Raw genomic sequence first — 23,348 nt, forward strand, 5'->3', positions numbered from 1 at the left:
GTTGGTTAATAGAAATATTATAGGTACGTGAAATTTGGTATAACGTTTCATTTTTACCTACTTTATGAAAGTCAGGCATAGCAACATCATGTTTTTTCTGAGTATTTGATTTAGGAATTTGTACAATATTGACTAAATTATTTTTTTGATAATCGACTAAGCCATTATAAATTGCTCTAGCAATTTGTCGGCGATACGTTAGAGTATTCAATTTTTGTTCTTCTACTTTATTACTGACAAAACCTGTTTCTACTAAAACTGATGGAATATCAGGCGCACGTAATACGCCTAAACTTGCGTGTTGTGGCTCTTTTCGACTAAGCTGTGTAATTTGCCCAAAGCGACGTAAAATATTGTCCCCTAGTTCATAGCCAACACGCTGAGAATGCCCAAATTGTAAGTCGAGTACTGTCTGATCGAGGTATTTCTCATTATGTGTCGATAGCACATTTCCTGCTCCGCCTAACAATTCTGATTGCTTTTCATGATCTTCTAACCATTTTCCCATCTCATTATTAGCACGGCGATTTGATAGCACCCAAACAGAAGCACCTTTAGGAGATGAGCTTGGCGCCGAGTCAGCGTGGATAGAGATTAAAAAATTTGCTTTATATTTACGAGCAATGTCAGAGCGGCTTGGCACAGAAATAAAATAATCGCCAGAACGAGTAAGCACCGCTTTAAAATTTGGATCTTGATCCAATAATGCTTTTAGCTCTTTAGCGATAGATAATGTGATATTTTTTTCTTTAACTTTTAGTATTTTACCTATTGCGCCAGGATCTTTTCCGCCATGCCCAGGATCAATCGCTATAATATAGGGGGTTGAGCGAGAAGGGGTTTTACTGACAACAGGTAAAACCGTATTGTTATGATTATTCTGTCTCTTTTGGTTTTGCTGCTTTTGTTTTTTTATATTGTTAACTTTTTCTGAAGTACCTTTAGGGTTGGGAATTTTTACTGAAATTCCATTTTTATTATTGATAAAAATAGCTCGCACATTTTGTTCCAAATACAAAACAACTCGTAGATTATTTGGACGATTAGGTTTACCTTGTCCGATTTTTTGTAGATTTGTATGATTATTTTTAGGAAGTAACCCTGGACTACTTTGGCTATTAACAAAATCAATAACTAATCGATGAGGTTTTTCTAAATAAAAATAACTATATTTACTCGATAAACTAAAACGAAAATCGACACGAGTTTCTTTGTCTGTATTGTGGATATTGATTGATTTCAGTGTACCCGCAAAACTGGATAAGCTGAATATCAGACATAACATGGTGATTAACCAATAACTAAATGTAGTAATTTTTCTCATTTTTTATTTTATATCAATAGGTTACTTATAATGATTTAGAAAAATAATTAATTAGCGGTTATTTTGCTTGATCTGTTATTAAAGCGCAAATAATTTGCTCTGCAGCAATAGAGTTAGCTTGCAATATTATTTCACGTGCATTGTCTTGATAATTTAATGTTATTAATAAATCAGCAGGAGGAACTAAATCACCGCCTTTTTCTGCCCATTCTAATAGACATAATGTATGTGGACGAAAATAATCACGAAAACCAAAAAATTCTAATTCTTCAGGATCACTTAAGCGATATAAATCAAAGTGATAAATGCTTTTATTATGTAAATGATACTCTTCCACTAAGGCGTAAGTTGGGCTTTTGACATTTCCTTGATAACCCATATTTTGAATAATTGCACGTGTTAGTGTTGTTTTACCTGCACCAAGTTGACCATTTAAATAAATCACAAAATTTTCTGTTAGGTTAGTGAGCAATACACTCAACTTTTGACCAAAAGCAAGTGTTGCGGCTTCATTTTCAAGAAATAAATGAAAGTGCATGGTTATATGAAATCCTGAATAAAATATTAATAAGTGTATCGTAAAAAGTGAGTATCATAGCAAAATTTGCTAGTTGAAATAAGAGTGTGATCAAAAAATCAAAATAACAAAGGGGCAAAAAATAAATAAGGCTATCAAATGATAGCCTTTTTATTTTTATTTCCTGTCGTTCTACTTGCTAAGTCCTAAATTTTTTGGTGCTTACCTTAATTTGCTTAGCTGGGAGTGTTAATGTCTTAATCGTTTTTACATTAGGTTAGATACATATTTCAGCATGATGCCCGCTGCAATAGCGGAGCCAATAACACCAGCAACATTTGGTCCCATTGCATGCATTAAAAGGAAGTTCTGTTTATCGGCTTCTAGCCCGACTTTATTTGCTACCCTTGCTGCCATCGGTACCGCAGACACGCCAGCAGCTCCAATAATAGGATTGATCGCGGTTTTACTAAAACGATTGATTAATTTCCCCATTAAAATACCGCTTGCAGTCCCTATAGCAAAAGCAATAATGCCTAGAACAAGAATACCGAGCGTTTGTGGTTGCAAAAATTTACTAGCAACTAATTTTGCACCAACAGATAATCCTAAAAAAATGGTTACGATATTGATTAACGCATTTTGCGCGGTATCGTTTAATCGTTCGACAACACCACTTTCGCGCATAAGATTACCAAAACAGAACATACCTAATAGCGGTGCGGCATCGGGTAGTAATAACGCAACTAAGAGAAGTAAGATGATAGGGAATACAATTTTTTCCGTTTTACTTACTGGGCGTAATTGAACCATGCGAATTTGACGTTCTTTAGTCGATGTTAACGCGCGAATAATCGGTGGTTGAATTAGCGGGACTAATGCCATATAAGAATACGCAGCAACGGCAATAGCACCGAGCAGTTCAGGGGCTAATTTACTCGCTAAATAAATCGCTGTTGGACCATCTGCACCACCAATAATGCCAATCGAAGCGGCTTGCGGTAACGTAAATTCTATTAGTCCAAAATAATTTAAGGTTAATGCACCGAGTACTGTGGCAAATATACCAAATTGTGCAGCAGCACCGAGTAGTAATGTTTTAGGATTTGCTAGTAATGGACCAAAATCGGTCATTGCGCCAACCCCCATAAAAATAATTAAAGGGGCGACACCAGAGCCAATCGTAACTTGATAGAATAACGATAAGATGCCTGTCGAATATCCTAAATTTTGTGCCAATGTCTCAAATTGATGAAGCTGAGATGAAGAGAGTTGTTCAATAGCGGTTTTTAGCGTAATAAGTTCTGGTTGTACCTCTAAGGTAGAAGCAAGGATAGTTAAATGTTCGGGATTGTTTTGTTGCAGTAAACTTTCTAATGCCGTCATTGCTAACCCTGCATCGGGAATATTTGCTAACAATCCGCCAAAGCCTATTGGTAATAGTAATAAAGGTTCAAATTGACGTTTAATTGCCAGCCACAGTAAGAGCAAGCTAATGATAATCATAATGGCTTGACCTAACGTTAAATGCCATAGCCCCATTCCTTGTATTAATGCAACAAAACTATTCATCATATCCTCTTATATTATTGTTATTAATGTATCATCAGCAGCAACCGTATCGCCAACATTGGCATGAATGGTTTGGATTGTTCCTGAGGTTTCGGCACAAATTTGAATTTCCATTTTCATCGCTTCAAGGATTAATAAGACATCGCCTTGAGCAACGGTTTGGTTCTGCTTAACCAATATTTTTACAACGGCACCTGCCATTGGTGCAGTTACTGTTGTGGCTTGCGTATTGGTATCTTTCGATATTGTTTGAGGCGGTGTTGGAGAATGTGAAAGAGGGATCGTAGGTGAAGAGATTGGAGTAATCGTATCAATTTCACCGCCATTGCTTACTTTCACAACAAAAGATTTTCCTTCTAACTCAACAGTATAGATCTCTTGTGTTGAAGTTTTTATAGAATGTTCTGCTAAAGTGGTTGAGGTTTTGCTTGCAACTTCTTTTTTAAACACTGAGGGATTATTTCTGTTTTGTAAAAAATGCCAACCTGATTCAGGAGCTAATGCGATAAGCAAAATATCATCATCAGTGCCATCTGCTTTTAATTGAATATTTTTCGCTTTTGCTTGTTGCAATGTTTCGCGAGTTAATACTTCCATTTCTGGAGCAAGTGTCTCAATCGGGTGGGTAATGGTTGATGGTAGCTGATCTTTGAACACTTTTGCTTTTAATTCAGAACTTACGGAATCTGGTGTTGCGCCATAGTTACCTTTTACAATCGCTGCAATCTCGTTAGTTATTGTTTGATAACGATCGCCAGTGAAAATATTGTCGATGGCTTGCGTGGTTACAATTTGTGTAAATGGAGAGATAAGTGGGATATAACCTAAGTCTTTACGAATATTAGTACTTTCTTGCAAAACGGCATCAAATTGTTCAACTGCATTATGTTTTGCTAATTGTGTTTTAATAGCGGTTTGCATAGGAAACGGAATCTGTGAATTTAATAGTGCATAGTGATTTCCTATGATAGTGGTTTCATAATTAGGCGTGTTTGGTCGTACTGTTTGCAAATAATTTGCTACCTTTTCTAAATAGTTAAGTTTTAGATCGGTTTGAAAAGGTGTATTTTGCAGCACAACAATTAACGGTGCTATGGCTGGTGGAGCATAGTTGTTTTGCATAGCAAAATTAGTTGTATCAATGCCATCTATGCCTGCTTCAATCGCTTTAAAAAGTGTTATGCCAGCTACAGCAGTTGTGGCGTTGCAGTGAAGATGTAATTTTATTTCAAAATGTTGTTTAATCGCTTTGATTAATTCATAGGCTGCCATTGGGGTTAAAATCCCTGCTGTATCTTTAATGACTAAAGAATCTATGCCTATTTCTAAGAGTTGTTCTGTAAGATTTAGCCAAGTGTTTAAGGTATGAGCTGGGCTGGTGGTATAGCATAATGTGCCTTGAACATGAGCACCATTTTGACGAGCTGCAATCAGAGGGTGTCGCAGATTACGAATATCATTCATGGCGTCAAAAATTCTGAAGATACTGATACCATTAGCGATAGCTCGCTCAATAAAAAGATCAATTACATCATTAGCATAATAGCGAGTTCCAAATAACTGTTGTCCTTGCAAGGCTATTTGTAAAGGGGTTTTTGGCATTGCTTTTTTGAGTTCTCGTAAACGTTCCCAAGGATCTTCGCCGAAATATTGAAGACAATCATGAAAAATTTCACTATTGAGCACTTCTAATGACCAATAGCCACTATTATCTAATTCTGTTGCGATTGGCAATATCTCTTTTAGATGTAACCGAGAAGATAATAATGAAGCGCTACCCTCACATAGGGTAACATCAGTAATTGCAATATTTTTATTGTTATTCATAATAATTATTCCTTGCCTTGTTTACGGCGATGGTGATGTATTGCTGCGATAATAATTGGATATAAATGTGCATCTTTATTGGGACTGATATTGGCTTGCCCAATAAAAATCTCTTTCGTTGCGGAAAGTTTGTTTATGATGTAAGACATTAATTTAACTAAGTAAATTAATACTATCAGGAACAGAATCACGAATCCCATTCCTGAAAACATTAAATTAACTCCTTCCATTAATAATTCAAAATTTGTCATAAAATTATTCCTATATGGTGGAAATAATTAATCACTATATAGTTAGTTTAGCTGAATTAAGCAAAAATATTATTGAGATATTTGCTGAGAGTAATAATACTTAATACAGCCATTAAAATAACGACAATTACCCCAGAAATAGTCAGCCAAATTGGGTGTTTATAAGTACCTACAATTTTTTGTTTATGTGCAGCTAATAAAATTAACCCTAATGAAATAGGGAGTATTAATCCGTTTAATGTGCCGACAAAGACAAGAACCTGAGCTGGACGTCCAATGGTTGCTAATATTGCCGTGGAGATAATAATAAAAGCAATGATCCAATAATTTTTATGTTTATCAAAAATAGGGGAAAAGCTTGTCAGGAAAGATACAGAGGTATAAGCCGCACCGATAACAGAAGTAATAGAGGCTGCCCAAATTACAATTCCAAATATAATTAAGCCAATATTACCTGCGACATGAGAAAAAGGCGTTGCTGCAGGATTTGCTGGATCAAGTTTTACACCTTGAGAAACCACACCTAACACCGCTAAAAAGAGAACAACTCGCATAATAGAGGCAATAAGAATGGCTGAAATAGAACTTTTACTGACTTCTTTTAGTGCCGCTTGACCTTTAATTCCTGCATCAAGAAGACGATGAGCACCTGCAAAGGTAATATAACCACCGACCGTACCACCAACTAGCGTAATAATGGCAATGACATCGATCTTTTCAGGAATAAAAGTGTGGGTAGCCGCGTCGGCAATCGGAGGATTGGTATTATAGGCAACGTAAACAGTTAGGGCGATCATAATAAATCCCATAAATTGGGCAAAGCGATCCATTATTTTGCCTGCTTCTTTAAACAAGAAAATACCGATGGCAATAACGCCACTAATAATAGCCCCTATTTCAGGTTGAATACCAGTTAGAATATTTAAGCCTAGACCTGCTCCGCCAACATTTCCAATATTAAAGGCTAATCCGCCCATAACAATCAGGATTGCTAAGAAATAGCCTGCACCAGGTATTATATTATTTGCAATATCTTGGGCTTTTTTTTCTGAAACAGTGATGATGCGCCAGATATTTAATTGTGCGCCAATATCAAGCAAAATAGAGAGTAAAATAACAAAACCAAAACTTGCAGCGAGTGTTTGAGTGAATGTTGCTGTTTGGGTCAAAAATCCTGGACCGATTGCAGATGTTGCCATTAAAAATGCCGCACCTAATAATGCACTACGATTATTTTTCATAATAATTCCTTATTTTTGTTTTAAATTAACTAGGCATAATAGAAACCTGATGAGCAGTTAATGCTTCTCTAATCTTTTCAGCGAATGAAATGGCATGTATGCCATCACCATGTAAACAAATACTATCTGCTTGAATCGCAATAGTCTTACCCTCAAGGCTTGTTACCGAACCGTGCAAGACCATTTGTAGTACTTGTTGGATTGCTTGAGATTCATTTTCAATTAGTGCTTGAGGGTGAGAGCGTGGAACTAAGGAACCATCGGATAGATAATGGCGATCCGCAAAAACTTCAGAAATTGTGCCTAAACCATGCTGAGTCGCTACTGTTAACATCAAACTTCCAGAGAGTCCCATCAGTTTAAGCGTAGGATCAAATTGCTTAATTGTTTGGGCTAATAGTGTGGCTAAATGTAGATCTTTTGCTGCCTGATTATATAACGCACCATGAGGTTTGACGTAGGCAAGTGTGATATTTTCAGCATCACAAAGGGCTTTAATTGCACCCAGCTGATAAAGCAAACAAGCTTTTAACTCTTCATCACTTAACTGCATGATTGATCGACCAAAATTCTCTCGATCAGGAAAGCTAGGGTGGGCTCCTATACGCGTTTGATAGCGTTTGCCCCATTGGATTGCTTTGCGCATTTCGTTGAAATCACCAGCGTGTAATCCACAAGAAATATTTGCAGATGTAGCAAGTTGTAATAATTGCTGATCGTTGCTACAGCCCTCAGCGATATCAATATTTAAATCAACGTGCTTCATAGGTAGTTCTCCTAATATTTTCTAAATAGAGTTGATTTTGTTGGGAAATTTCTAATGCCTGTTGACGAGAAATGAGATGGAATTGCAGCGGATCACCTAACTTATTTTGTGCTAATCGTCCTAAATCGGCTTGAATAACACACGCAATTTTAGGATAACCACCTGTAGTTTGAGTGTCCGCCATTAAAATAATTGGTTGACCATCAGGTGGCACTTGAACTGTGCCCATTGGTGCAGCATATGACAGCATTTCTAAAGGTTGTTTTAATTGCAAAGGTTTTTCACCTGAAAAACGGTATCCCATACGGTTGCTATTCTGAGATAGAGACCAAGTTTGTTGGGTAAAATATTGTTGACTCTCTGAGGTAAAAGCAGAAAACTCTGAAGAAGCAATAAAGTAAATATTATTAGTAAATGCAATCGGTTCAATGCCTATTGAGCTCAGATAAAGATCACGTTTGCCTGTTGGGATATGATCGCCTTTGGCTAAGCATCTTCCTTTATATCCGCCAAAACCTGCTTTCAGATCTGTACTGTATGATCCTAATACTTGGGGAACAAGAAAACCGCCAGCTACACAAAGATAACAATAATTTCCTTGAGTAAGTCGTTTAATCGTTAAACGTTGTTTCGCTTTAGCGGTATAACGCCAATAGGCATAGATAGGATTGTCGTCTAGATAAGCTTCACATAAAGCTCCAGTTAAACAAAACGGGGTATCACAATCAAAAGTCAGGGTGATACCACCAAGTGAAAGTTCTATGGCAGAAGCATCAAAGGTGTTTTCTAGGAGTAAATTACCTGCTTGTAAGGCGAGAGGATCCATCGCGCCTGCGTGTCCAATACCAAAATTTCGATACCCAAAGCGACCTAAATCTTGGATATGGGCAAATCCACTAATCTTTTCAATATAAATCATAGATATATTTTCTCTGCTATAAAACGAATTTGATCTCCCGCTTTTAATAAAACGGGTGGGGTTTGTTTGATATCAAAAAGTGGTATTGTGGTTCGCCCGATGATTTGCCACCCACCAGGAGAACTAAATGGATAAATACCTGTTTGACTGCCGCCAATACCGACTGACCCAGCGGGGACTTTGGTTCTCGGTTGTTCTCGCCTTGGTGTATGTAAATTTTCTGGTAAGCCACCTAAATAGGGAAAACCAGGCTGAAAACCCATCATAAAAACGGTGTAGGTTACAGAAGTATGACGTTGAATAATTTGCTGGGGAGTTGTGTTGTGATAGTTAGCGACATCGAATAAGTCTTCGCCAAACTCCCCTCCATAGTGAACAGGAATATCAATTAATTTACTTGGATAGGAAAGCTGTTGCTGTGAATGATTAACCCATAACTGTTTTAGTTGTTGTTCTAAGGTGTCAGGAGAAATTTCCGCTTGGAAATAAACAGTAAAATTATTCATACCAACAACAACTTCATTGATATAAGGTAATTGTCTAGCAAGATCCGCAATATGCCAAATTTGTTGCTGTTTTTCTAAAGTTGCTGGTGAGGGTAGTGTACAGATAATTGAGTATTCACTCGTAAAAGAAAATGTAATCATAATGTTTTATTATTGTTAACAAATGATATTCTTTTATCTGTAATTAAGAGAAATGTCAATCATAAAATATGAAAATTAACAATAAAATCAATCTGCAATAGAAAAATAAACGAAGAATGTGAGATAGATTGATATCTTAGAGAATGAATTTAACATGATTTAATAAATAAAATGGAGCGGGAAACGAGGCTCGAACTCGCGACCCCGACCTTGGCAAGGTCGTGCTCTACCAACTGAGCTATTCCCGCAGAGTGTGGAAAGGAAAATTTGGAGCGGGAAACGAGGCTCGAACTCGCGACCCCAACCTTGGCAAGGTTGTGCTCTACCAACTGAGCTATTCCCGCTTAACGGTAGAGCATTATACGAAAAAAATAGCAGAGTGCAACTATCGAGTGTGGATAGTTGCTGTTTTATCAAGCATTTGATTTGGTAAGTTGAATAAAATGTTGGCGATAATAAGCTAATTCAGCAATGGATTCACGGATATCATCTAATGCAAGATGCGAATTTTTCTTTTGGAAGCCGTCAAGTACATTAGGTTGCCAACGTATTGCTAACTCTTTTAATGTACTCACATCAAGATAACGATAATGGAAATAATCTGCTAATTCAGGCATATAGTTAAATAAAAAGCGTTTATCTTGTGCAACACTATTGCCACAAATTGGAGAAACGCCTTTGGGTACCCATTTTTTTAAGAAATCTAATGTTTGTAGCTCAGCTGCTCGTTCAGTGAGTGTGCTTTGACGAACTCGTTCAATTAAACCGTTTTGGCTATGCGTTTTTTGACACCATTCATTCATTCCTGCTAAGACAGATTCTGTTTGTTTGATTGCTAATACGGGACCTTCAGCTAAAATATTTAGATCTTTATCTGTTACGATTGTGGCAATCTCAATAATACGATCTGTGTTCGGGTCTAGCCCTGTCATTTCTAAATCAATCCAAATGAGATTTTGTTTATCTAATTGCATAATATCAGGTATCCTATTTAGTAATATTAGCGAATATTTTACGTCATTTTTCGAATAACCGTAAGGAGTGGACTTGAGTAAACGTAAGTTGACCCATAATCAGCAACGTCGTATTGCTTCTAATCAACATAAAAATTTGCGTAAACATCAACAAAAATTAAAACAAGAACCTACTTGGCAAGAAGATATGCTTGGTGCCGCTCAAGAAGGAATTGTCGTAACTCGTTATTCACAACATGTAGATGTAGAAAATCTACAAGGTGAGAAGTTTCGTTGTAATTTAAGACGTACATTAAGCGATGTAGTGGTGGGAGATCGAGTGATCTGGCGACAAGGATTAGCTGAAATGCAAGGGATTAGTGGGGTTGTTGAGGCGAAACACCCTCGTACCAGTGAATTAAGTCGTCCTGATTATTATGATGGATTAAAAGTGATTGCGGCGAATATTGATCAAATTGTGATTGTATCGGCAATCGCACCAAAATTATCTTTAAATATTATTGATCGTTATTTAGTGATTTGTGAAAAAGCACACATTAAACCTGTTATTGTCATTAATAAGATTGATTTATTAGATACGCCTGAGCGAGCAGAATTAGATAATACCTTAAAAATTTACCAGCAAATTGGTTATCAAACGCTAATGTTATCTACGTTTACTGGCGAAGGTATGACGGAATTGATAACTTTATTGGCACAGGGCAATTCGATTTTTGTTGGACAATCAGGCGTTGGAAAATCAAGTTTAGTGAAGACGATTTTACCAGAAGTTGATACTGCTATTGGCGAGATTAGTGAAATTTCTGGCTTGGGACAACATACCACGACGTCTTCAACCCTCTATCACTTACCACAAGGTGGAAACTTAATTGATTCACCTGGTATCCGTGAATTTGGCTTATGGCATTTGGAAGATGAGGATATTACGTATGGTTATCGAGAGTTTTTACCTTATTTAGGTACGTGTAAATTTAAAGATTGCAAGCATTTATATGATCCTGGCTGTTCCATTCGTGAGGCTGTTGAAGAAGGAAAAATTAATCCAGCCCGCTTTGAAAATTATCATCGATTAATCAGCAGTAAAAGTGAAATGAAATCACAACGTCATTTTGTTGGCAAAACAAAGCGATAACCTGAGCAAGGAGATTAACAATGCACAAGGTACTCTGTGGATTCTTTCTATCTTGGATAATTTTATGGAGTGCGAATGCTAGTCCAACCATCAATTTTTTTAGTACTTACCAAAACGCAATGCAAGGCGATGTTGATGCACAATACAATCTTGCGCTGCTATATAAAAAAGGTTATATGGTCGCTCAAGATTTCGCAGCTTCTAGATATTGGTTTCGCCAAGCGGCTAAGCAGGGAGATATAAATGCTCATTTACAATTAGCGCGTATTTATGAAACTGGGATTGGGGTGTCTGTTGATTATGTAGAAGCGTTGCAATGGTATCAGAAAGCTGCGGCAAAAGGTTCAGATTTTGCTATGTTTAGGTTAGGTGAATTTTATAGCAAAGGTTTTGGTACGAAGGTTGACAATGCGAAAGCGATAGCCTTTTATCAACAAGCAATTGAATATGAGTTTCCATTAGCGTATTTCTCTTTGGGGACAATGTATTACAACGGTATTGGCGTGAAGCAAAACTACGCTAAAGCCTATGAGTTATTCCAAAAAGCAGCAGAATTGAATGTCGCGGAAGGACAGTTTGCCTTAGGGAAAATGTACTATTCTGGGCATTTCGTATTACAAGATTATGCGACAGCTGCCCATTTCTTTCGCCAAGCGGCAGAACAGAAAGAAATCAGAGCTGCTAAAGAATTGGGGTTGATGTATCTACATGGTCAAGGTGTAACGATAGATCATACTGAGGGAGAAAAATGGATTCGTTTAGCGGCTGAGGGTGGCGATGTTGAAGCACAATATGCTTTAGCTAAATTGTATGAAGTAAAGGATAATGTTCAGCAACAAGAAGAGGCAATAGCATGGCTAACGAAAGCTGCTTATTCGGGCTATTCTGCAGCACAACATAAGTTATCAGTGCATTATTTTCAGGCACAACAGTATGATGATGCCTTGCCGTGGGCAACAAAAGCGGCAGAACAAGGACACGTTGAAGCGCAGTTTAATATGGGGGTAGCTTATACTCGAGGAGCAGGTGTGGCGAAAAATTATGCAAAAGCTCTCGAGTGGTATAGCAAAGCGGCAGCGCAAGGGAGTGCCAAAGCAAAATTAGCGCTGGGCAATCTCTATCTAAGTGGTGAGGGGATTAAACAAAGTAGTGCAAAGGCAATAAAGTTCTATACTGAGGCGGCAGAAGCAGGGGACATTGATGCTCAACGGCAATTAGCTACCATGTATTTCAAAGGCGTTGGTGTGAAATTGGATTATGCCCAAGCCTTAAAATGGTATCAAAAACTGGCTGAACAAGGCGATCTTGCTAGTCAATGGCAAATGGCATTGATGTATCAATATGGGTGGGGTGGAACACCTGATTATGCTCAAGCGAATTACTGGTATCAACAGCTACTGCAAGATAAAAGTAAGCCACCACTCAGTGAGAGAATGCAAAAAACATTGCTCTCTTATTTCAAGCAAGAACCCCTCAATTATTTAGAAATTACCATAGAATATTACCTAGAATTACGGGATTATGTGCGTATCGCCTATACGCTTGGTGTCAATTCGTTTGCAATGGATAATTTTGCAGAAGCAGTGAAGTGGTTTAATGTAGCGGCAGATTTTTTGGGGCGGAAAAGTAACGAAATGCTCCTCTATTTATATGCGAATGGGCATGATGTACAGCGTGATCCCTATTTGCTGTTTATCCGTTTGCGGGCGATAGCAGAGTTAGGGAATACAACAGCAAAATATCTATTAGGCAATGTGTATTGGAATGGCTATGGCATTGCAGTAAATAAACAAACGGCGATTTATTGGTTTGTACAAGCTGCTGAGTTGGGGCAACTCACCGCAGGAGAGCGTTTACTGGAGTTCTATTTGACTCGTGAGCCGTTAACATTGGAACCAGCGTTGAAATCTCGTTATTTGCAGGTTGTGTGTCAGTTGGGGGTAACATCGGCGTGTCAGGAATATGTGGCTGAAGATAAGTAGAAATATTCTTAGAAAGAAAATCATAGGGCGTGTAGGAAATATTCCTATTTTTTGCCTAAAAAATAATCTCTTTTTGCATTTTTTGTACCTAAAAACAACTATTTTTGTGCGGTAACGCAAATTTTTGAAGATTTATGCTTGATTCTTGGTGAAGAATGTCGATACTAGCGATGACATTTATTTTAGCTAATAAAATAAATATTAAAAAATTGTTACTCTGCATTTGATATTTTTGTTGTTGCAATGACAGAAAATTAAGTGCGGATTTTTTATGATTCTTAACTATCCATGAGATTTAAGGAGAGAAAAATGTATTCTCAAGATATTACCATCACTGCACCTAATGGTTTACACACTCGCCCAGCAGCTCAATTTGTCAAAGAAGCAAAAGGTTTCTCATCTGATATTACTGTAACCTCTGGTGGCAAAAGTGCGAGTGCGAAAAGTTTGTTTAAATTACAAACTTTAGGCTTAACTCAAGGAACAACAATCACTATCTCTGCAGAAGGTGAAGATGAAAAAGCAGCAGTAGATCATCTTGTTGCATTAATTCCAACATTAGAATAAGTCATTCATTTGACAGCGACATCTGTATTTATTTAGTGATTTTAGAAAAGGTTAGATTATGATTTCAGGTATTTTAGCTTCTCCAGGTATTGTCTTTGGTAAGGCATTAGTATTGAAAGAGGAACCGATTGTTCTTGATAAGCGTAAGATTTCTGATGATGAAATTGAGAGTGAGATTGCTCGTTTTTACCAAGGGAGAGAAGCGGCATCAGCACAATTAACGGCTATTAAAGAAAAAGCTCGTCAAACATTAGGTGAGGAAAAAGAAGCTATTTTTGAAGGACATTTAATGATCCTTGAAGATGAGGAGCTTGAGGAAGAGATCATTGCTTATCTAAAAGAGCATCATGTAACAGCAGATGTCGCCGCTTCTGTGATCATTGATCAGCAGGTGGCAATGCTTTCCGATATTGATGATGAATATCTAAAAGAACGTGCAGGAGATATTCGTGATATTGGAAATCGTTTATTAAAAAATATTTTAGGTATGCATATTGTTGATTTAGGCGAGATTGCAGAAGAGTCAATTTTAGTTGCCTATGATTTAACACCATCAGAAACTGCACAATTAAATTTAGATAAAGTGCTTGGGTTTATTACCGATATTGGTGGGCGTACTTCACACACTTCAATTATGGCACGTTCTCTTGAATTGCCAGCGATTGTGGGAACAAATAATGTAACCGCACAGGTGAATACTGGTGATTATTTAGTGCTTGATGCGTTGAATAATGCGGTATATATCAATCCTAGCCAAGAAGAGATTGCTCGTTTAAGAGCAGTAGAGCAACAATATACAGAAGAAAAGGCTGAGTTAATTAAATTAAAAGATCTTCCTGCTGTAACATTAGATGGGCGCCGAGTTGATGTCTGTGCCAATATTGGTACGATTCGTGATATTGACGGTGCAGAACGTAATGGTGCAGAAGGGATTGGTTTATATCGTACAGAATTCCTCTTTATGGATCGTGATCAGTTACCAACTGAAGAAGAGCAATTTCAAGCGTATAAAGCTGTCGTAGAAGCGATGCAAAATCGTTTAGTGATTTTACGTACTATGGATATTGGTGGAGATAAAGATCTACCATATATGAATTTGCCTAAAGAGATGAATCCGTTTTTAGGCTGGCGTGCGATTCGTATCGCATTAGATCGTCGAGAAATTCTTAATGCACAGTTACGTGCAGTATTGCGTGCTTCAGCATATGGTAAATTGGCTGTCATGTTCCCGATGATTATTTCAGTAGAAGAAATTCGAGAACTTAAAGCGGTATTGGAAACGTTGAAACAACAACTTCGTGAAGAAGGAAAAGCCTTTGATGAAAATATCCAAGTTGGTGTCATGGTAGAAACTCCATCTGCTGCAGTGAATGCGAAATTCTTAGCGAAAGAAGTCGATTTCTTTAGTATTGGTACGAACGATTTGACCCAATATACATTAGCAGTTGACCGTGGTAATGAATTGATTTCTCATCTTTATAATCCACTTACCCCAGCAGTATTATCATTAATTAAACAAGTCATTGATGCTTCGCACGCAGAAGGAAAATGGACTGGTATGTGTGGTGAATTGGCTGGTGATGAAAAAGCAACAATTTTACTACTAGGTATGGGATTAGATGAGTTTAGTATGAGTTCTATCTCAGTACCGAAAATTAAGAAACTAATCCGTAATGTGAATTACCAAGATGCGCAAGATCTGGCAAATGAGGTGTTATTGCAACCAACAGCAACAGATATAGATCGATTAATTGAGAATTTTTTAGCTGAAAAAGCATTAAACTAGATACAAAATTAAAATTTTCAGCTAATATTACGCACAGTTTGAGATTGAAAATGTTTCTGAGAAGGAGAAAAAAATGGGTTTATTTGATAAATTATTTGGTTCAAAAGACAATAAAGCTGTCGAAGTAGAAATTTATGCACCATTAACAGGTGAAATTGTCAACATTGAAGATGTTCCTGATGTTGTTTTCTCTGAAAAAATTGTTGGTGATGGTGTTGCGATTCGTCCAAAAGGTAACAAAATTGTTGCGCCAGTTGATGGTGTGATTGGTAAAATTTTTGAAACTAATCATGCTTTTTCTATGGAATCAAAAGAGGGGATTGAATTATTCGTTCACTTTGGTATTGATACTGTAGAACTAAAAGGCGAGGGTTTTACCCGTATCGCACAAGAGGGGCAAACAGTAAAACGTGGTGATACCATTATTGAAATTGATCTTGAGTTATTAGAAGCAAAAGCAAAATCAGTATTAACGCCGATTGTTATTTCAAATATGGACGAAGTTGCTAATATGGAAAAAAAAGTAGGCGATACTGTCGCTGGTGAATCTGTGGTATTAGTGATTAGAAAATAATTTAATAGCGTTTTTTGAGAAAAAGATTGGTTGCAATGCCAATCTTTTTTTATGCCATAAAGATAATGTATTAATGTGTTATGCGTAACGAGTATCTGAAAAAATTTTTTCTTGAAATACTGAATTGTTAAATTTGTTAAATTGCTATCAACCCTGCTGATAGGTATCTCGTTTTTAGCAAAAATTTATTTTTACAACTTGATAACGATTCTTAATAACTGGCAATAAAATACAATATATTGTGTTTGAATTTATTTTTATAACAATATATAGTGTCTCTTAATTTTTAAAAGGAGATGTCTATGTTGATACAAAAATCCTCAAGTCAAACACTTACTTCAAATTATCAGCAACAGGCTGTGTCATTAACAGTGATTAAAAGAGATGGTTCACAAGCCATTTTTAATCCGCAATTTATCCATAATGCAATTCAACAAGCCGCAAAAGCCGTTGCTGTGGAGGATCTGCTCTATTTCGCAGAATTAAGCCAAACCATCAGTTTTGCTATCAAAAATAGTGTTAAACAACAAGTTGATATTGCTTATATCCAACAAGTTGTAGAAGAACATTTAATGCAAAGTAAATATCCGCAGGTTGCTCGTGCTTATATTGAATATCGCCATGATCGTGATAAAGAACGTGAAAAACGTAGTCGTTTGACAAAAGAAATTGAGGGACTTATTGAGCAAAATAATGTGTTATTACTTAATGAAAATGCGAATAAAGATGCCAAGGTGATTCCAACTCAACGAGATTTGCTAGCAGGTATTGTGGCGCGTCATTATGCTACAAATTATATATTGCCATCTGATATTGTCGTTGCCCATGAGCGAGGTGAAATTCATTATCATGATCTTGATTATTCACCGTTTTTTCCGATGTTTAACTGTATGTTAGTGGATTTAGCAGGAATGCTAACGCAAGGTTTTAAAATGGGGAATGCGGAAATTGAGCCACCAAAATCAATTACGACAGCAACAGCGGTAAGCGCACAAATTATTGCTCAGGTCGCTAGCCATATTTATGGAGGGACGACGATTGATCGGATTGATGAAGTCCTCGCGCCTTATGTAGAAAAAAGTTATCAGAAACATTTAAAAACAGCGAGATATTGGAAAGTAGCAGATGAAGAAGCTTATGCCAATGCACTGACAGAAAAAGAGTGCTTTGATGCGTTTCAATCATTGGAGTATGAAGTAAATACCCTGCATACGGCAAATGGACAGACGCCTTTTGTAACCTTTGGCTTTGGGTTAGGGACTAGTTGGCAAGCAAGATTAATTCAACGTTCTATCCTATTAAACCGTATTTGTGGTTTGGGTAAAAACCATAAAACAGCAGTCTTCCCTAAATTAGTGTTTACTATTAAACGCGGTTTAAATCAGCAACCACAAGATCCAAATTATGATATTAAACAGTTAGCGTTGGAATGTGCTGCTAAGCGAATGTATCCTGATATTTTAAATTATGAGCAAGTTGTTAAAGTAACGGGATCATTTAAAGCACCGATGGGGTGTCGTAGTTTTTTAGGGCGTTATGTCGAAAATGGTGAAGAAATACACGCTGGACGGAATAATTTAGGGGTAGTCAGTATTAATTTGCCTCGTATTGCCTTAGAGGCTAAACAAAATGAGGAGAAATTTTATCAAATTCTCGAACAACGTTTAGCTTTAGCAAAACGGGCTTTATTGACGAGGATAGCTCGGTTAGAGAATACAAAAGCAAGAGTTGCACCCATTCTCTATATGGAGGGTGCTTGTGGTGTACGTTTAAAAGCAGATGAGAATGTGGCAAAGATTTTTAAAAATGGTCGTGCTTCAATCTCTTTAGGTTATATCGGTATTCACGAAACGATTAACGCACTCTATCAGCAAGGGCATATTTTTGATAATGCTAGATTACGTGAAAAAGGGATTGCTATCGTTCGCTATCTCAGTGAGGCAACCAAAAAATGGCAAGCTGAAACAGGTTATGCATTTAGCTTATATTCAACGCCAAGTGAAAGTTTATGTGATCGTTTTTGCCGATTAGATAGCAAACAATTTGGAGTGATTAAAGGGGTAACTGACAAGGGATACTATACCAATAGCTTTCATTTAGATGTGGAGAAAAAAGTAAATCCTTACGATAAATTAGATTTTGAAATGGTATATCCACCGCTGGCAAGTGGTGGCTTTATCTGTTATGGCGAATATCCTAACTTACAACATAATCTCAAAGCATTAGAAGATGTGTGGGATTATAGTTATGAGCGAGTACCTTATTATGGTACCAATACCCCAATAGATGAATGTTATCAATGTGGATTTACTGGTGAGTTTGCTTGTACGAGTAAGGGATTTGTGTGTCCTAAATGTGGTAATCATGATAGTACAAAAGTTTCAGTCATTCGCCGTGTTTGTGGTTATTTAGGCAGCCCAGATGCAAGACCATTTAATCCAGGAAAGCAAGCAGAAGTGAAACGTCGGGTAAAACACCTATAAAAAGTAAGGAAACGAGATGAACTATTTGCAATATTATCCTGTTGATGTCGTGAATGGGGAAGGAACACGTTGTACTTTATTTGTTGCTGGCTGTACGCATCAATGTCGAGGTTGTTATAACCAGAAAAGTTGGTCATTTGATGCGGGTATTCCTTTTGATCAGGCTATGGAAGAGCAAATTATTTGTGATTTACAAGATACGAGAATTTGTCGTCAAGGATTATCACTTTCAGGGGGTGATCCTCTCCACCCACGAAATGTTAAGTGCTTATTACCCTTGGTAAAACGAATTAAAGCAGAGTGCCAAGATAAGGACATTTGGTGTTGGACTGGGTATCAATTAGCAGAGTTAAATGCAGAACAGCGAGAAATGTTAGCGTATATTGATGTACTTATTGATGGTAAGTTTATCGCAGAACAAGCCGATTCATCACTGATATGGAGGGGATCGGCAAACCAAATTATTTATCGGTTTTCATAATAACAAGAAATTTTATAGCCAAAATATTAGAGATGATAATAATTTTTTCAGTATTATTCTTAGATAGATGTGATATTAATCACATCTTTACATAAATATTTAACATTTCAACTATTCTTTTGCTACAATTTCGCCGCTCTAAATAACTTATTGAGGTGAAAAATTATGGTGTGGTTTCTCCTTGCCGTAGCATTATTATTAGCGGGTTATTTTATTTACGGCTCTATTGTAGAAAAAGTATTTAAAATCAATCCAAAACGTGAAACGCCAGCCCATTTGTTAAATGATGGTGTTGACTATGTACCAATGTCTAAAAAGAAAATTTGGCTAATTCAGTTATTAAATATTGCTGGAACAGGTCCAATTTTTGGTCCGATTTTAGGTGCGTTATATGGACCAGTTGCGATGTTGTGGATCGTATTTGGTTGTATTTTTGCAGGCGCAGTACATGACTATTTCAGTGGAATGTTAAGTGTACGTAATGGAGGTGCATCTGTGCCAAATCTTACTGGTAAATATCTAGGCGCGCCAGTAAAACACTTTATGAATATACTTGCATTGGTATTATTAGTCCTTGTTGGTGTTGTATTTGTTACCTCTCCAGCAAGCCTTTTAACGAATATTACAATGGATAACTTAGGTGAAAGTTTAAGTCTAGATAGTAATCATACGCTTGTTATCTGGACAAGTATTATCTTTGTGTACTATATCGTTGCAACATTAGTACCAATCGATAAGATTATCGGTCGAGTTTATCCGATCTTTGGTGCATTATTGCTCTTTATGTCTTTCGGAATGTTCTTTGCACTACTTTTTGAAGATAAAGCATTATTCCATTCTGTTGGAGAAATGAGTTTTTCTAAGTTCTTTGAGAATCTTCACCCAACTAATTTGCCACTTTGGCCATTAATTTTCGTTACCATTGCTTGCGGTGCAGTATCTGGCTTTCATTCAACTCAATCTCCATTGATGGCGCGCTGTATGGAAAATGAAAAAGAAGGGCGTTTTGTCTTCTATGGCGCAATGATTGGCGAGGGGATTATTGCGTTAATTTGGTGTATGGTTGGTTTAACCTTCTATAACGACCCAGCGGAAATGAATGCGGCAATTAACGCAGGAACACCAGCTAAAGTCGTTTATGATTCAGCTACGCAAATGTTAGGTTACTTTGGCGGTATCATAGCGGTTCTTGGGGTAGTGATATTACCAATTACATCTGGTGATACATCATTCCGCTCAGCTCGTTTAATTATTGCTGAATTCTTTAAAATTGATCAAAAAAGTTTAGTGAAACGTTTAATGATTGCAATACCGTTATTCATTGTGGGTTTCATCATTACGAGACTTGATTTCCAAGTATTATGGCGTTATTTCGGTTGGGCAAACCAAACCACTGCAATGGTTATGTTATGGACTGCTGCAGCATACCTCTATCGTTATCATAAATTCCACTGGATTTGTACTATCCCAGCGATGTTTATGACAATGGTATGTTCAACATTCTTGGCTTATGCGAAGATTGGCTTTGGTTTAGCTTATGATACGTCGATTTGGGTTGGCGTTGCTTTAACTATTGTTGCAACAGTGTGTTTCTTCACTATGCTAAAACCAATTTCAAAGGGTGATCCTGATTCAGAAACTACCCCTGCTTAATTATTGATTTTGTAAGATTGATTCTGCACAATAGCCATCTATTTTTTTAGATGGCTATTTTTTATCATATGGAAACCTTATTATATCTACATCTTTTTGCCGCATGGGCAAGTTTACTTTTATTTATTATTCGTGGCTTACTGCAATGGAGAGGCGGAGATTGGCGACAATATAAAGTCTTAAAAATTTTTCCACATATCACTGATACATTATTATTGGTAACTGGTTTAAGTTTTTTAGTGATCTTTAATTTTACGTTAGTAAATTGGTTGTTAATTAAAATTGTCGCATTAGTGCTATATATCATTTTTGCTGCCAAAGCCTTTAAACGCCAACAACCACAAAATAAATTTTTACCCATCGCATTAGTTTGTTACTTAACGGCAATGTGCCTTGCTTATTTCCACTAAAACCGTCTATGTTTTTTGATACCCATACCCATCTTGATTATTTGGCACAAGATTTACAGCAATCATTGTGCCAAATTGTATTAGCTGCAAATCAGCAGCAAGTAACAAAGTTTTTAGTAGTGGGAATTGATCAGCAAAGTATTGAAAAGTTGCCACATTGGGTAGCAACAGAAAATAATGTGTATTATGGATTAGGATTGCACCCATTATTTATTGCTAAACATACTGAAGCAGACTTATTCCAGTTAGAACAAGCTATTGCATTACAAGATCCAAAGTGTATTGCGGTCGCCGAAATTGGGTTGGATCGTTATCCAGTAGAGATTATTACTGATGAATTGTGGCAAAAGCAGTGCCATTTTTTTACAGCACAATTAGCGTTAGCGAAGCGTTATCAATTACCAGTTAGTTTACATTCCCGCCGAGCTAATGATCAGTTATATCCTTTCTTAAAAAAAGCTGATTTAAGTACAACAGGTGTGATTCATGGTTTTTCGGGGAGTTATGCACAAGCAAAACGGTTTGTTGATTTAGGGTATAAAATTGGGGTGGGTGGCACAATTACCTATCAACGAGCCAATAAAACTCGCCAAGCGATTGCCAAATTACCCCTATCTGCGTTGCTATTGGAAACAGATAGCCCAGATATGCCTGTGTCGGGTTGGCAAGGACAACCTAATCACCCTGCAAGATTACCATTAATTTTTCAAGCATTAAGTGAATTAAGAGCTGAAAAGCCAGAACAGATTATTGAGCAAATTTGGCAAAATAGCCTAGATCTTTTTTCTTTAGTTAAAGATCAATAAACCATATTGCTAAATTGTTATTTCGCACCGAACCCATTAAAATAAAACGCTTGTTATTGCTAACCAAGGATTAACTATGTCAGCGTCATCTGTTGTTCAAGGGGAGAATTGGAAATCTACTTCCTCAATTCAGAATTTATTAAAACGGGCAAAAATTATTGCCGAAATACGCCAGTTTTTTGTTGATCGAGGCTTGTTAGAAGTCGAAACGCCAATTTTAAGTGCGTTTTCCGTAACCGATGTACACCTTTCTACTTTCCAAACCGAATTTACGCCGCCATTTGGGGCGAACTCGCAAACACTACATTTAATTACTAGCCCTGAATATCATATGAAACGTTTACTGGCAGAGGGAAGCGGACCGATATTTCAAATAACTAAAGTATTCCGTAATGAAGAAGCAGGTAAACGCCATAACCCAGAATTTACAATGTTGGAATGGTATCGTCCGTTTTTTGATATGTACCGTTTAATCAATGAAGTTGATGATTTATTACAACAAATTTTAGATTGTCCACCTACGGAATCTTTAAGTTATCAATTTGTGTTCCAAGAGTATGTGGGTTTAGATCCTTTGTCTGCAACGAAAGCTGAGTTGGTTGAAAAAGCAAAGCAACAAGGATTGGTTAATGCAGATATGGAAGGACGAGATACCTTACTGCAATATCTTTTTAGTGAGGTGGTTGAAAAAAATATTGGACAAGAACACCCTGTAGCTGTTTACCATTTTCCTGCTGCACAAGCAGCGTTAGCACAAATTAGCTCAGAAGATCATCGTGTTGCAGAACGTTTTGAGTTTTACTATAAAGGGTTAGAGTTAGCCAACGGTTTCCATGAGCTAACGGACGCAAATGAACAGCTACATCGTTTTGAACAAGATAATTTATTGCGTGAGAAGCTCCATTTACCGCCTCAACAAATGGATACACGTTTTCTTGCTGCATTAAAAGCAGGAATGCCATCTTGTTCTGGGGTCGCATTAGGGATTGATCGTTTATTGATGATTGCGTTAGCCACTGACAATATTGAAGATGTAATTTCGTTTTCAATTCAAAATGCGTAAAGGAGATAAGAATGCGTCAATTTATTGTACTTAGTTGCTTATTGTTAGGGTTAACAGCCTGTTCCTCAAAAATGGTGTCGCCACTTTCTCAATCTTCACCGATTGTAAATATTGAAGCTGCGATTGCTGATAAATTGGCGATTACTTCTGCAGCTGATCAGGTTACACTCAAAAATAAAACTAATCAGAGTATCAATTTGACGTATTTATTGACTTGGTATGATAAAAATGGCGTAACGCAGCGAGCGAATTGGCAACAGGAAGAACGCTGGCAAAAATTAATGGTAATTGCCAATCAACAAGTTTTGATTAAGTTAACTAAACCGACGGCTGCAAGTCATAATTATCGTATTTATTTGAAAGCAAATTAGCA

General features: G+C 37.0%; 21 protein-coding genes, 2 tRNA genes and 2 pseudogenes. 12 read left to right on the forward strand and 13 right to left on the reverse strand.

From position 1 onward, the window contains the following. Nucleotides 1-91: 91 nt before the first annotated feature. The 13 genes and pseudogenes from ACFFHK_RS08245 to orn all read right to left on the reverse strand — a co-directional run. Nucleotides 92-817 (reverse strand): annotated as a pseudogene (locus tag ACFFHK_RS08245) (N-acetylmuramoyl-L-alanine amidase); the annotation flags it as partial. Nucleotides 818-1,054: 237 nt separating this feature from the next. Then, nucleotides 1,055-1,324: pseudogene (locus ACFFHK_RS08250) on the reverse strand (AMIN domain-containing protein); the annotation flags it as partial. Between the two features lie 58 nt (nucleotides 1,325-1,382). Next, nucleotides 1,383-1,862 (reverse strand): tRNA (adenosine(37)-N6)-threonylcarbamoyltransferase complex ATPase subunit type 1 TsaE, encoded by a 480-nt coding sequence (gene tsaE, locus ACFFHK_RS08255; RefSeq protein ID WP_382371380.1) that lies wholly within the window; start codon nucleotides 1,860-1,862, stop codon nucleotides 1,383-1,385. Between the two features lie 246 nt (nucleotides 1,863-2,108). Further along, a complete protein-coding gene (locus ACFFHK_RS08260) occupies nucleotides 2,109-3,413 on the reverse strand; it encodes a sodium ion-translocating decarboxylase subunit beta (RefSeq protein WP_382371696.1) in 1,305 nt (434 codons plus the stop codon). A gap of 9 nt (nucleotides 3,414-3,422) precedes the next feature. Next, entirely contained in the window at nucleotides 3,423-5,243 is a 1,821-nt protein-coding gene (locus ACFFHK_RS08265; RefSeq protein WP_382371698.1) for a pyruvate carboxylase subunit B, read from the reverse strand. A gap of 2 nt (nucleotides 5,244-5,245) precedes the next feature. Beyond that, nucleotides 5,246-5,491: an OadG family transporter subunit gene (locus ACFFHK_RS08270; protein ID WP_382371382.1), complete on the reverse strand. Its 246-nt coding sequence runs from the start codon at nucleotides 5,489-5,491 to the stop codon at nucleotides 5,246-5,248. Between the two features lie 56 nt (nucleotides 5,492-5,547). Continuing rightward, a complete protein-coding gene (locus ACFFHK_RS08275; protein WP_382371384.1) occupies nucleotides 5,548-6,732 on the reverse strand; it encodes an NRAMP family divalent metal transporter in 1,185 nt (394 codons plus the stop codon). A 25-nt stretch (nucleotides 6,733-6,757) separates the two neighbouring features. Continuing rightward, entirely contained in the window at nucleotides 6,758-7,498 is a 741-nt protein-coding gene (pxpA, locus tag ACFFHK_RS08280) for a 5-oxoprolinase subunit PxpA (protein ID WP_382371386.1), read from the reverse strand. Next, on the reverse strand, nucleotides 7,485-8,417 hold the full coding sequence (locus ACFFHK_RS08285; RefSeq protein WP_382371388.1) for a 5-oxoprolinase subunit C family protein: 933 nt from the start codon (nucleotides 8,415-8,417) through the stop codon (nucleotides 7,485-7,487). The genes pxpA and ACFFHK_RS08285 overlap by 14 nt, the downstream gene beginning before the upstream one ends. Continuing rightward, complete coding sequence (gene pxpB, locus ACFFHK_RS08290; RefSeq protein ID WP_382371390.1) at nucleotides 8,414-9,064, reverse strand: 5-oxoprolinase subunit PxpB; 651 nt, start codon at nucleotides 9,062-9,064, stop codon at nucleotides 8,414-8,416. Before pxpB ends, ACFFHK_RS08285 begins: the two co-directional genes overlap by 4 nt. Before the next feature lie 172 nt (nucleotides 9,065-9,236). Next, nucleotides 9,237-9,312: transfer RNA gene (locus ACFFHK_RS08295), tRNA-Gly, on the reverse strand. A 20-nt stretch (nucleotides 9,313-9,332) separates the two neighbouring features. Continuing rightward, nucleotides 9,333-9,408 (reverse strand) — tRNA-Gly (locus ACFFHK_RS08300). 69 nt (nucleotides 9,409-9,477) lie between these two features. Beyond that, entirely contained in the window at nucleotides 9,478-10,038 is a 561-nt protein-coding gene (gene orn, locus ACFFHK_RS08305; protein WP_382371392.1) for an oligoribonuclease, read from the reverse strand. Nucleotides 10,039-10,111: 73 nt separating this feature from the next. On the opposite strand from orn, the gene rsgA reads away from it, so the two are divergent. From rsgA to ACFFHK_RS08365, 12 genes are all read left to right on the forward strand, one after another. Further along, nucleotides 10,112-11,170, forward strand: a complete 1,059-nt coding sequence (gene rsgA / locus ACFFHK_RS08310) for a small ribosomal subunit biogenesis GTPase RsgA (protein ID WP_382371394.1) — start codon at nucleotides 10,112-10,114, stop codon at nucleotides 11,168-11,170. Nucleotides 11,171-11,190: 20 nt separating this feature from the next. Continuing rightward, nucleotides 11,191-13,152, forward strand: a complete 1,962-nt coding sequence (locus tag ACFFHK_RS08315) for a tetratricopeptide repeat protein (protein WP_382371396.1) — start codon at nucleotides 11,191-11,193, stop codon at nucleotides 13,150-13,152. 309 nt (nucleotides 13,153-13,461) lie between these two features. Next, complete coding sequence (ptsH, locus tag ACFFHK_RS08320; protein WP_382371398.1) at nucleotides 13,462-13,719, forward strand: phosphocarrier protein Hpr; 258 nt, start codon at nucleotides 13,462-13,464, stop codon at nucleotides 13,717-13,719. Between the two features lie 58 nt (nucleotides 13,720-13,777). Next, a complete protein-coding gene (gene ptsI / locus ACFFHK_RS08325; RefSeq protein WP_382371400.1) occupies nucleotides 13,778-15,505 on the forward strand; it encodes a phosphoenolpyruvate-protein phosphotransferase PtsI in 1,728 nt (575 codons plus the stop codon). A 73-nt stretch (nucleotides 15,506-15,578) separates the two neighbouring features. Further along, on the forward strand, nucleotides 15,579-16,079 hold the full coding sequence (crr, locus tag ACFFHK_RS08330) for a PTS glucose transporter subunit IIA (RefSeq protein WP_382371402.1): 501 nt from the start codon (nucleotides 15,579-15,581) through the stop codon (nucleotides 16,077-16,079). A 302-nt stretch (nucleotides 16,080-16,381) separates the two neighbouring features. Then, nucleotides 16,382-18,562 (forward strand): anaerobic ribonucleoside-triphosphate reductase, encoded by a 2,181-nt coding sequence (gene nrdD / locus ACFFHK_RS08335; protein ID WP_382371404.1) that lies wholly within the window; start codon nucleotides 16,382-16,384, stop codon nucleotides 18,560-18,562. 16 nt (nucleotides 18,563-18,578) lie between these two features. Continuing rightward, entirely contained in the window at nucleotides 18,579-19,043 is a 465-nt protein-coding gene (gene nrdG / locus ACFFHK_RS08340; protein WP_382371406.1) for an anaerobic ribonucleoside-triphosphate reductase-activating protein, read from the forward strand. A gap of 165 nt (nucleotides 19,044-19,208) precedes the next feature. Continuing rightward, the gene (locus tag ACFFHK_RS08345) at nucleotides 19,209-20,696 is read left to right on the forward strand and encodes a carbon starvation CstA family protein (RefSeq protein WP_382371408.1); all 1,488 of its coding nucleotides are present in this window, start codon (nucleotides 19,209-19,211) and stop codon (nucleotides 20,694-20,696) included. Between the two features lie 68 nt (nucleotides 20,697-20,764). Then, entirely contained in the window at nucleotides 20,765-21,106 is a 342-nt protein-coding gene (locus ACFFHK_RS08350) for a SirB2 family protein (RefSeq protein WP_382371410.1), read from the forward strand. An 8-nt stretch (nucleotides 21,107-21,114) separates the two neighbouring features. Beyond that, the gene (locus ACFFHK_RS08355; protein ID WP_382371412.1) at nucleotides 21,115-21,912 is read left to right on the forward strand and encodes a TatD family hydrolase; all 798 of its coding nucleotides are present in this window, start codon (nucleotides 21,115-21,117) and stop codon (nucleotides 21,910-21,912) included. A gap of 76 nt (nucleotides 21,913-21,988) precedes the next feature. After that, complete coding sequence (gene epmA / locus ACFFHK_RS08360; protein ID WP_382371414.1) at nucleotides 21,989-22,975, forward strand: elongation factor P--(R)-beta-lysine ligase; 987 nt, start codon at nucleotides 21,989-21,991, stop codon at nucleotides 22,973-22,975. Nucleotides 22,976-22,986: 11 nt separating this feature from the next. After that, nucleotides 22,987-23,346, forward strand: coding sequence for a YcfL family putative periplasmic lipoprotein (locus tag ACFFHK_RS08365; protein WP_382371416.1), 360 nt, complete (start codon nucleotides 22,987-22,989; stop codon nucleotides 23,344-23,346). Nucleotides 23,347-23,348: the final 2 nt, after the last annotated feature.

It is taken from the genome of Gallibacterium trehalosifermentans, assembly GCF_042433055.1.
Lineage (GTDB): Bacteria > Pseudomonadota > Gammaproteobacteria > Enterobacterales > Pasteurellaceae > Gallibacterium > Gallibacterium trehalosifermentans.

Excerpts from the sequence above, each read along its gene's own strand:
- tsaE (WP_382371380.1), bottom strand. The coding sequence starts at position 1,862 with ATGCACTTTCATTTATTTCTTGAAAATGAAGCCGCAACACTTGCTTTT.
- ACFFHK_RS08260 (WP_382371696.1), bottom strand. The coding sequence starts at position 3,413 with ATGAATAGTTTTGTTGCATTAATACAAGGAATGGGGCTATGGCATTTA.
- ACFFHK_RS08270 (WP_382371382.1), bottom strand. The coding sequence starts at position 5,491 with ATGACAAATTTTGAATTATTAATGGAAGGAGTTAATTTAATGTTTTCA.
- ACFFHK_RS08275 (WP_382371384.1), bottom strand. The coding sequence starts at position 6,732 with ATGAAAAATAATCGTAGTGCATTATTAGGTGCGGCATTTTTAATGGCA.
- pxpA (WP_382371386.1), bottom strand. The coding sequence starts at position 7,498 with ATGAAGCACGTTGATTTAAATATTGATATCGCTGAGGGCTGTAGCAAC.
- ACFFHK_RS08285 (WP_382371388.1), bottom strand. The coding sequence starts at position 8,417 with ATGATTTATATTGAAAAGATTAGTGGATTTGCCCATATCCAAGATTTA.
- pxpB (WP_382371390.1), bottom strand. The coding sequence starts at position 9,064 with ATGATTACATTTTCTTTTACGAGTGAATACTCAATTATCTGTACACTA.
- orn (WP_382371392.1), bottom strand. The coding sequence starts at position 10,038 with ATGCAATTAGATAAACAAAATCTCATTTGGATTGATTTAGAAATGACA.
- ACFFHK_RS08315 (WP_382371396.1), top strand. The coding sequence starts at position 11,191 with ATGCACAAGGTACTCTGTGGATTCTTTCTATCTTGGATAATTTTATGG.
- ptsH (WP_382371398.1), top strand. The coding sequence starts at position 13,462 with ATGTATTCTCAAGATATTACCATCACTGCACCTAATGGTTTACACACT.
- ptsI (WP_382371400.1), top strand. The coding sequence starts at position 13,778 with ATGATTTCAGGTATTTTAGCTTCTCCAGGTATTGTCTTTGGTAAGGCA.
- crr (WP_382371402.1), top strand. The coding sequence starts at position 15,579 with ATGGGTTTATTTGATAAATTATTTGGTTCAAAAGACAATAAAGCTGTC.
- nrdD (WP_382371404.1), top strand. The coding sequence starts at position 16,382 with ATGTTGATACAAAAATCCTCAAGTCAAACACTTACTTCAAATTATCAG.
- nrdG (WP_382371406.1), top strand. The coding sequence starts at position 18,579 with ATGAACTATTTGCAATATTATCCTGTTGATGTCGTGAATGGGGAAGGA.
- ACFFHK_RS08345 (WP_382371408.1), top strand. The coding sequence starts at position 19,209 with ATGGTGTGGTTTCTCCTTGCCGTAGCATTATTATTAGCGGGTTATTTT.
- ACFFHK_RS08350 (WP_382371410.1), top strand. The coding sequence starts at position 20,765 with ATGGAAACCTTATTATATCTACATCTTTTTGCCGCATGGGCAAGTTTA.
- ACFFHK_RS08355 (WP_382371412.1), top strand. The coding sequence starts at position 21,115 with ATGTTTTTTGATACCCATACCCATCTTGATTATTTGGCACAAGATTTA.
- epmA (WP_382371414.1), top strand. The coding sequence starts at position 21,989 with ATGTCAGCGTCATCTGTTGTTCAAGGGGAGAATTGGAAATCTACTTCC.
- ACFFHK_RS08365 (WP_382371416.1), top strand. The coding sequence starts at position 22,987 with ATGCGTCAATTTATTGTACTTAGTTGCTTATTGTTAGGGTTAACAGCC.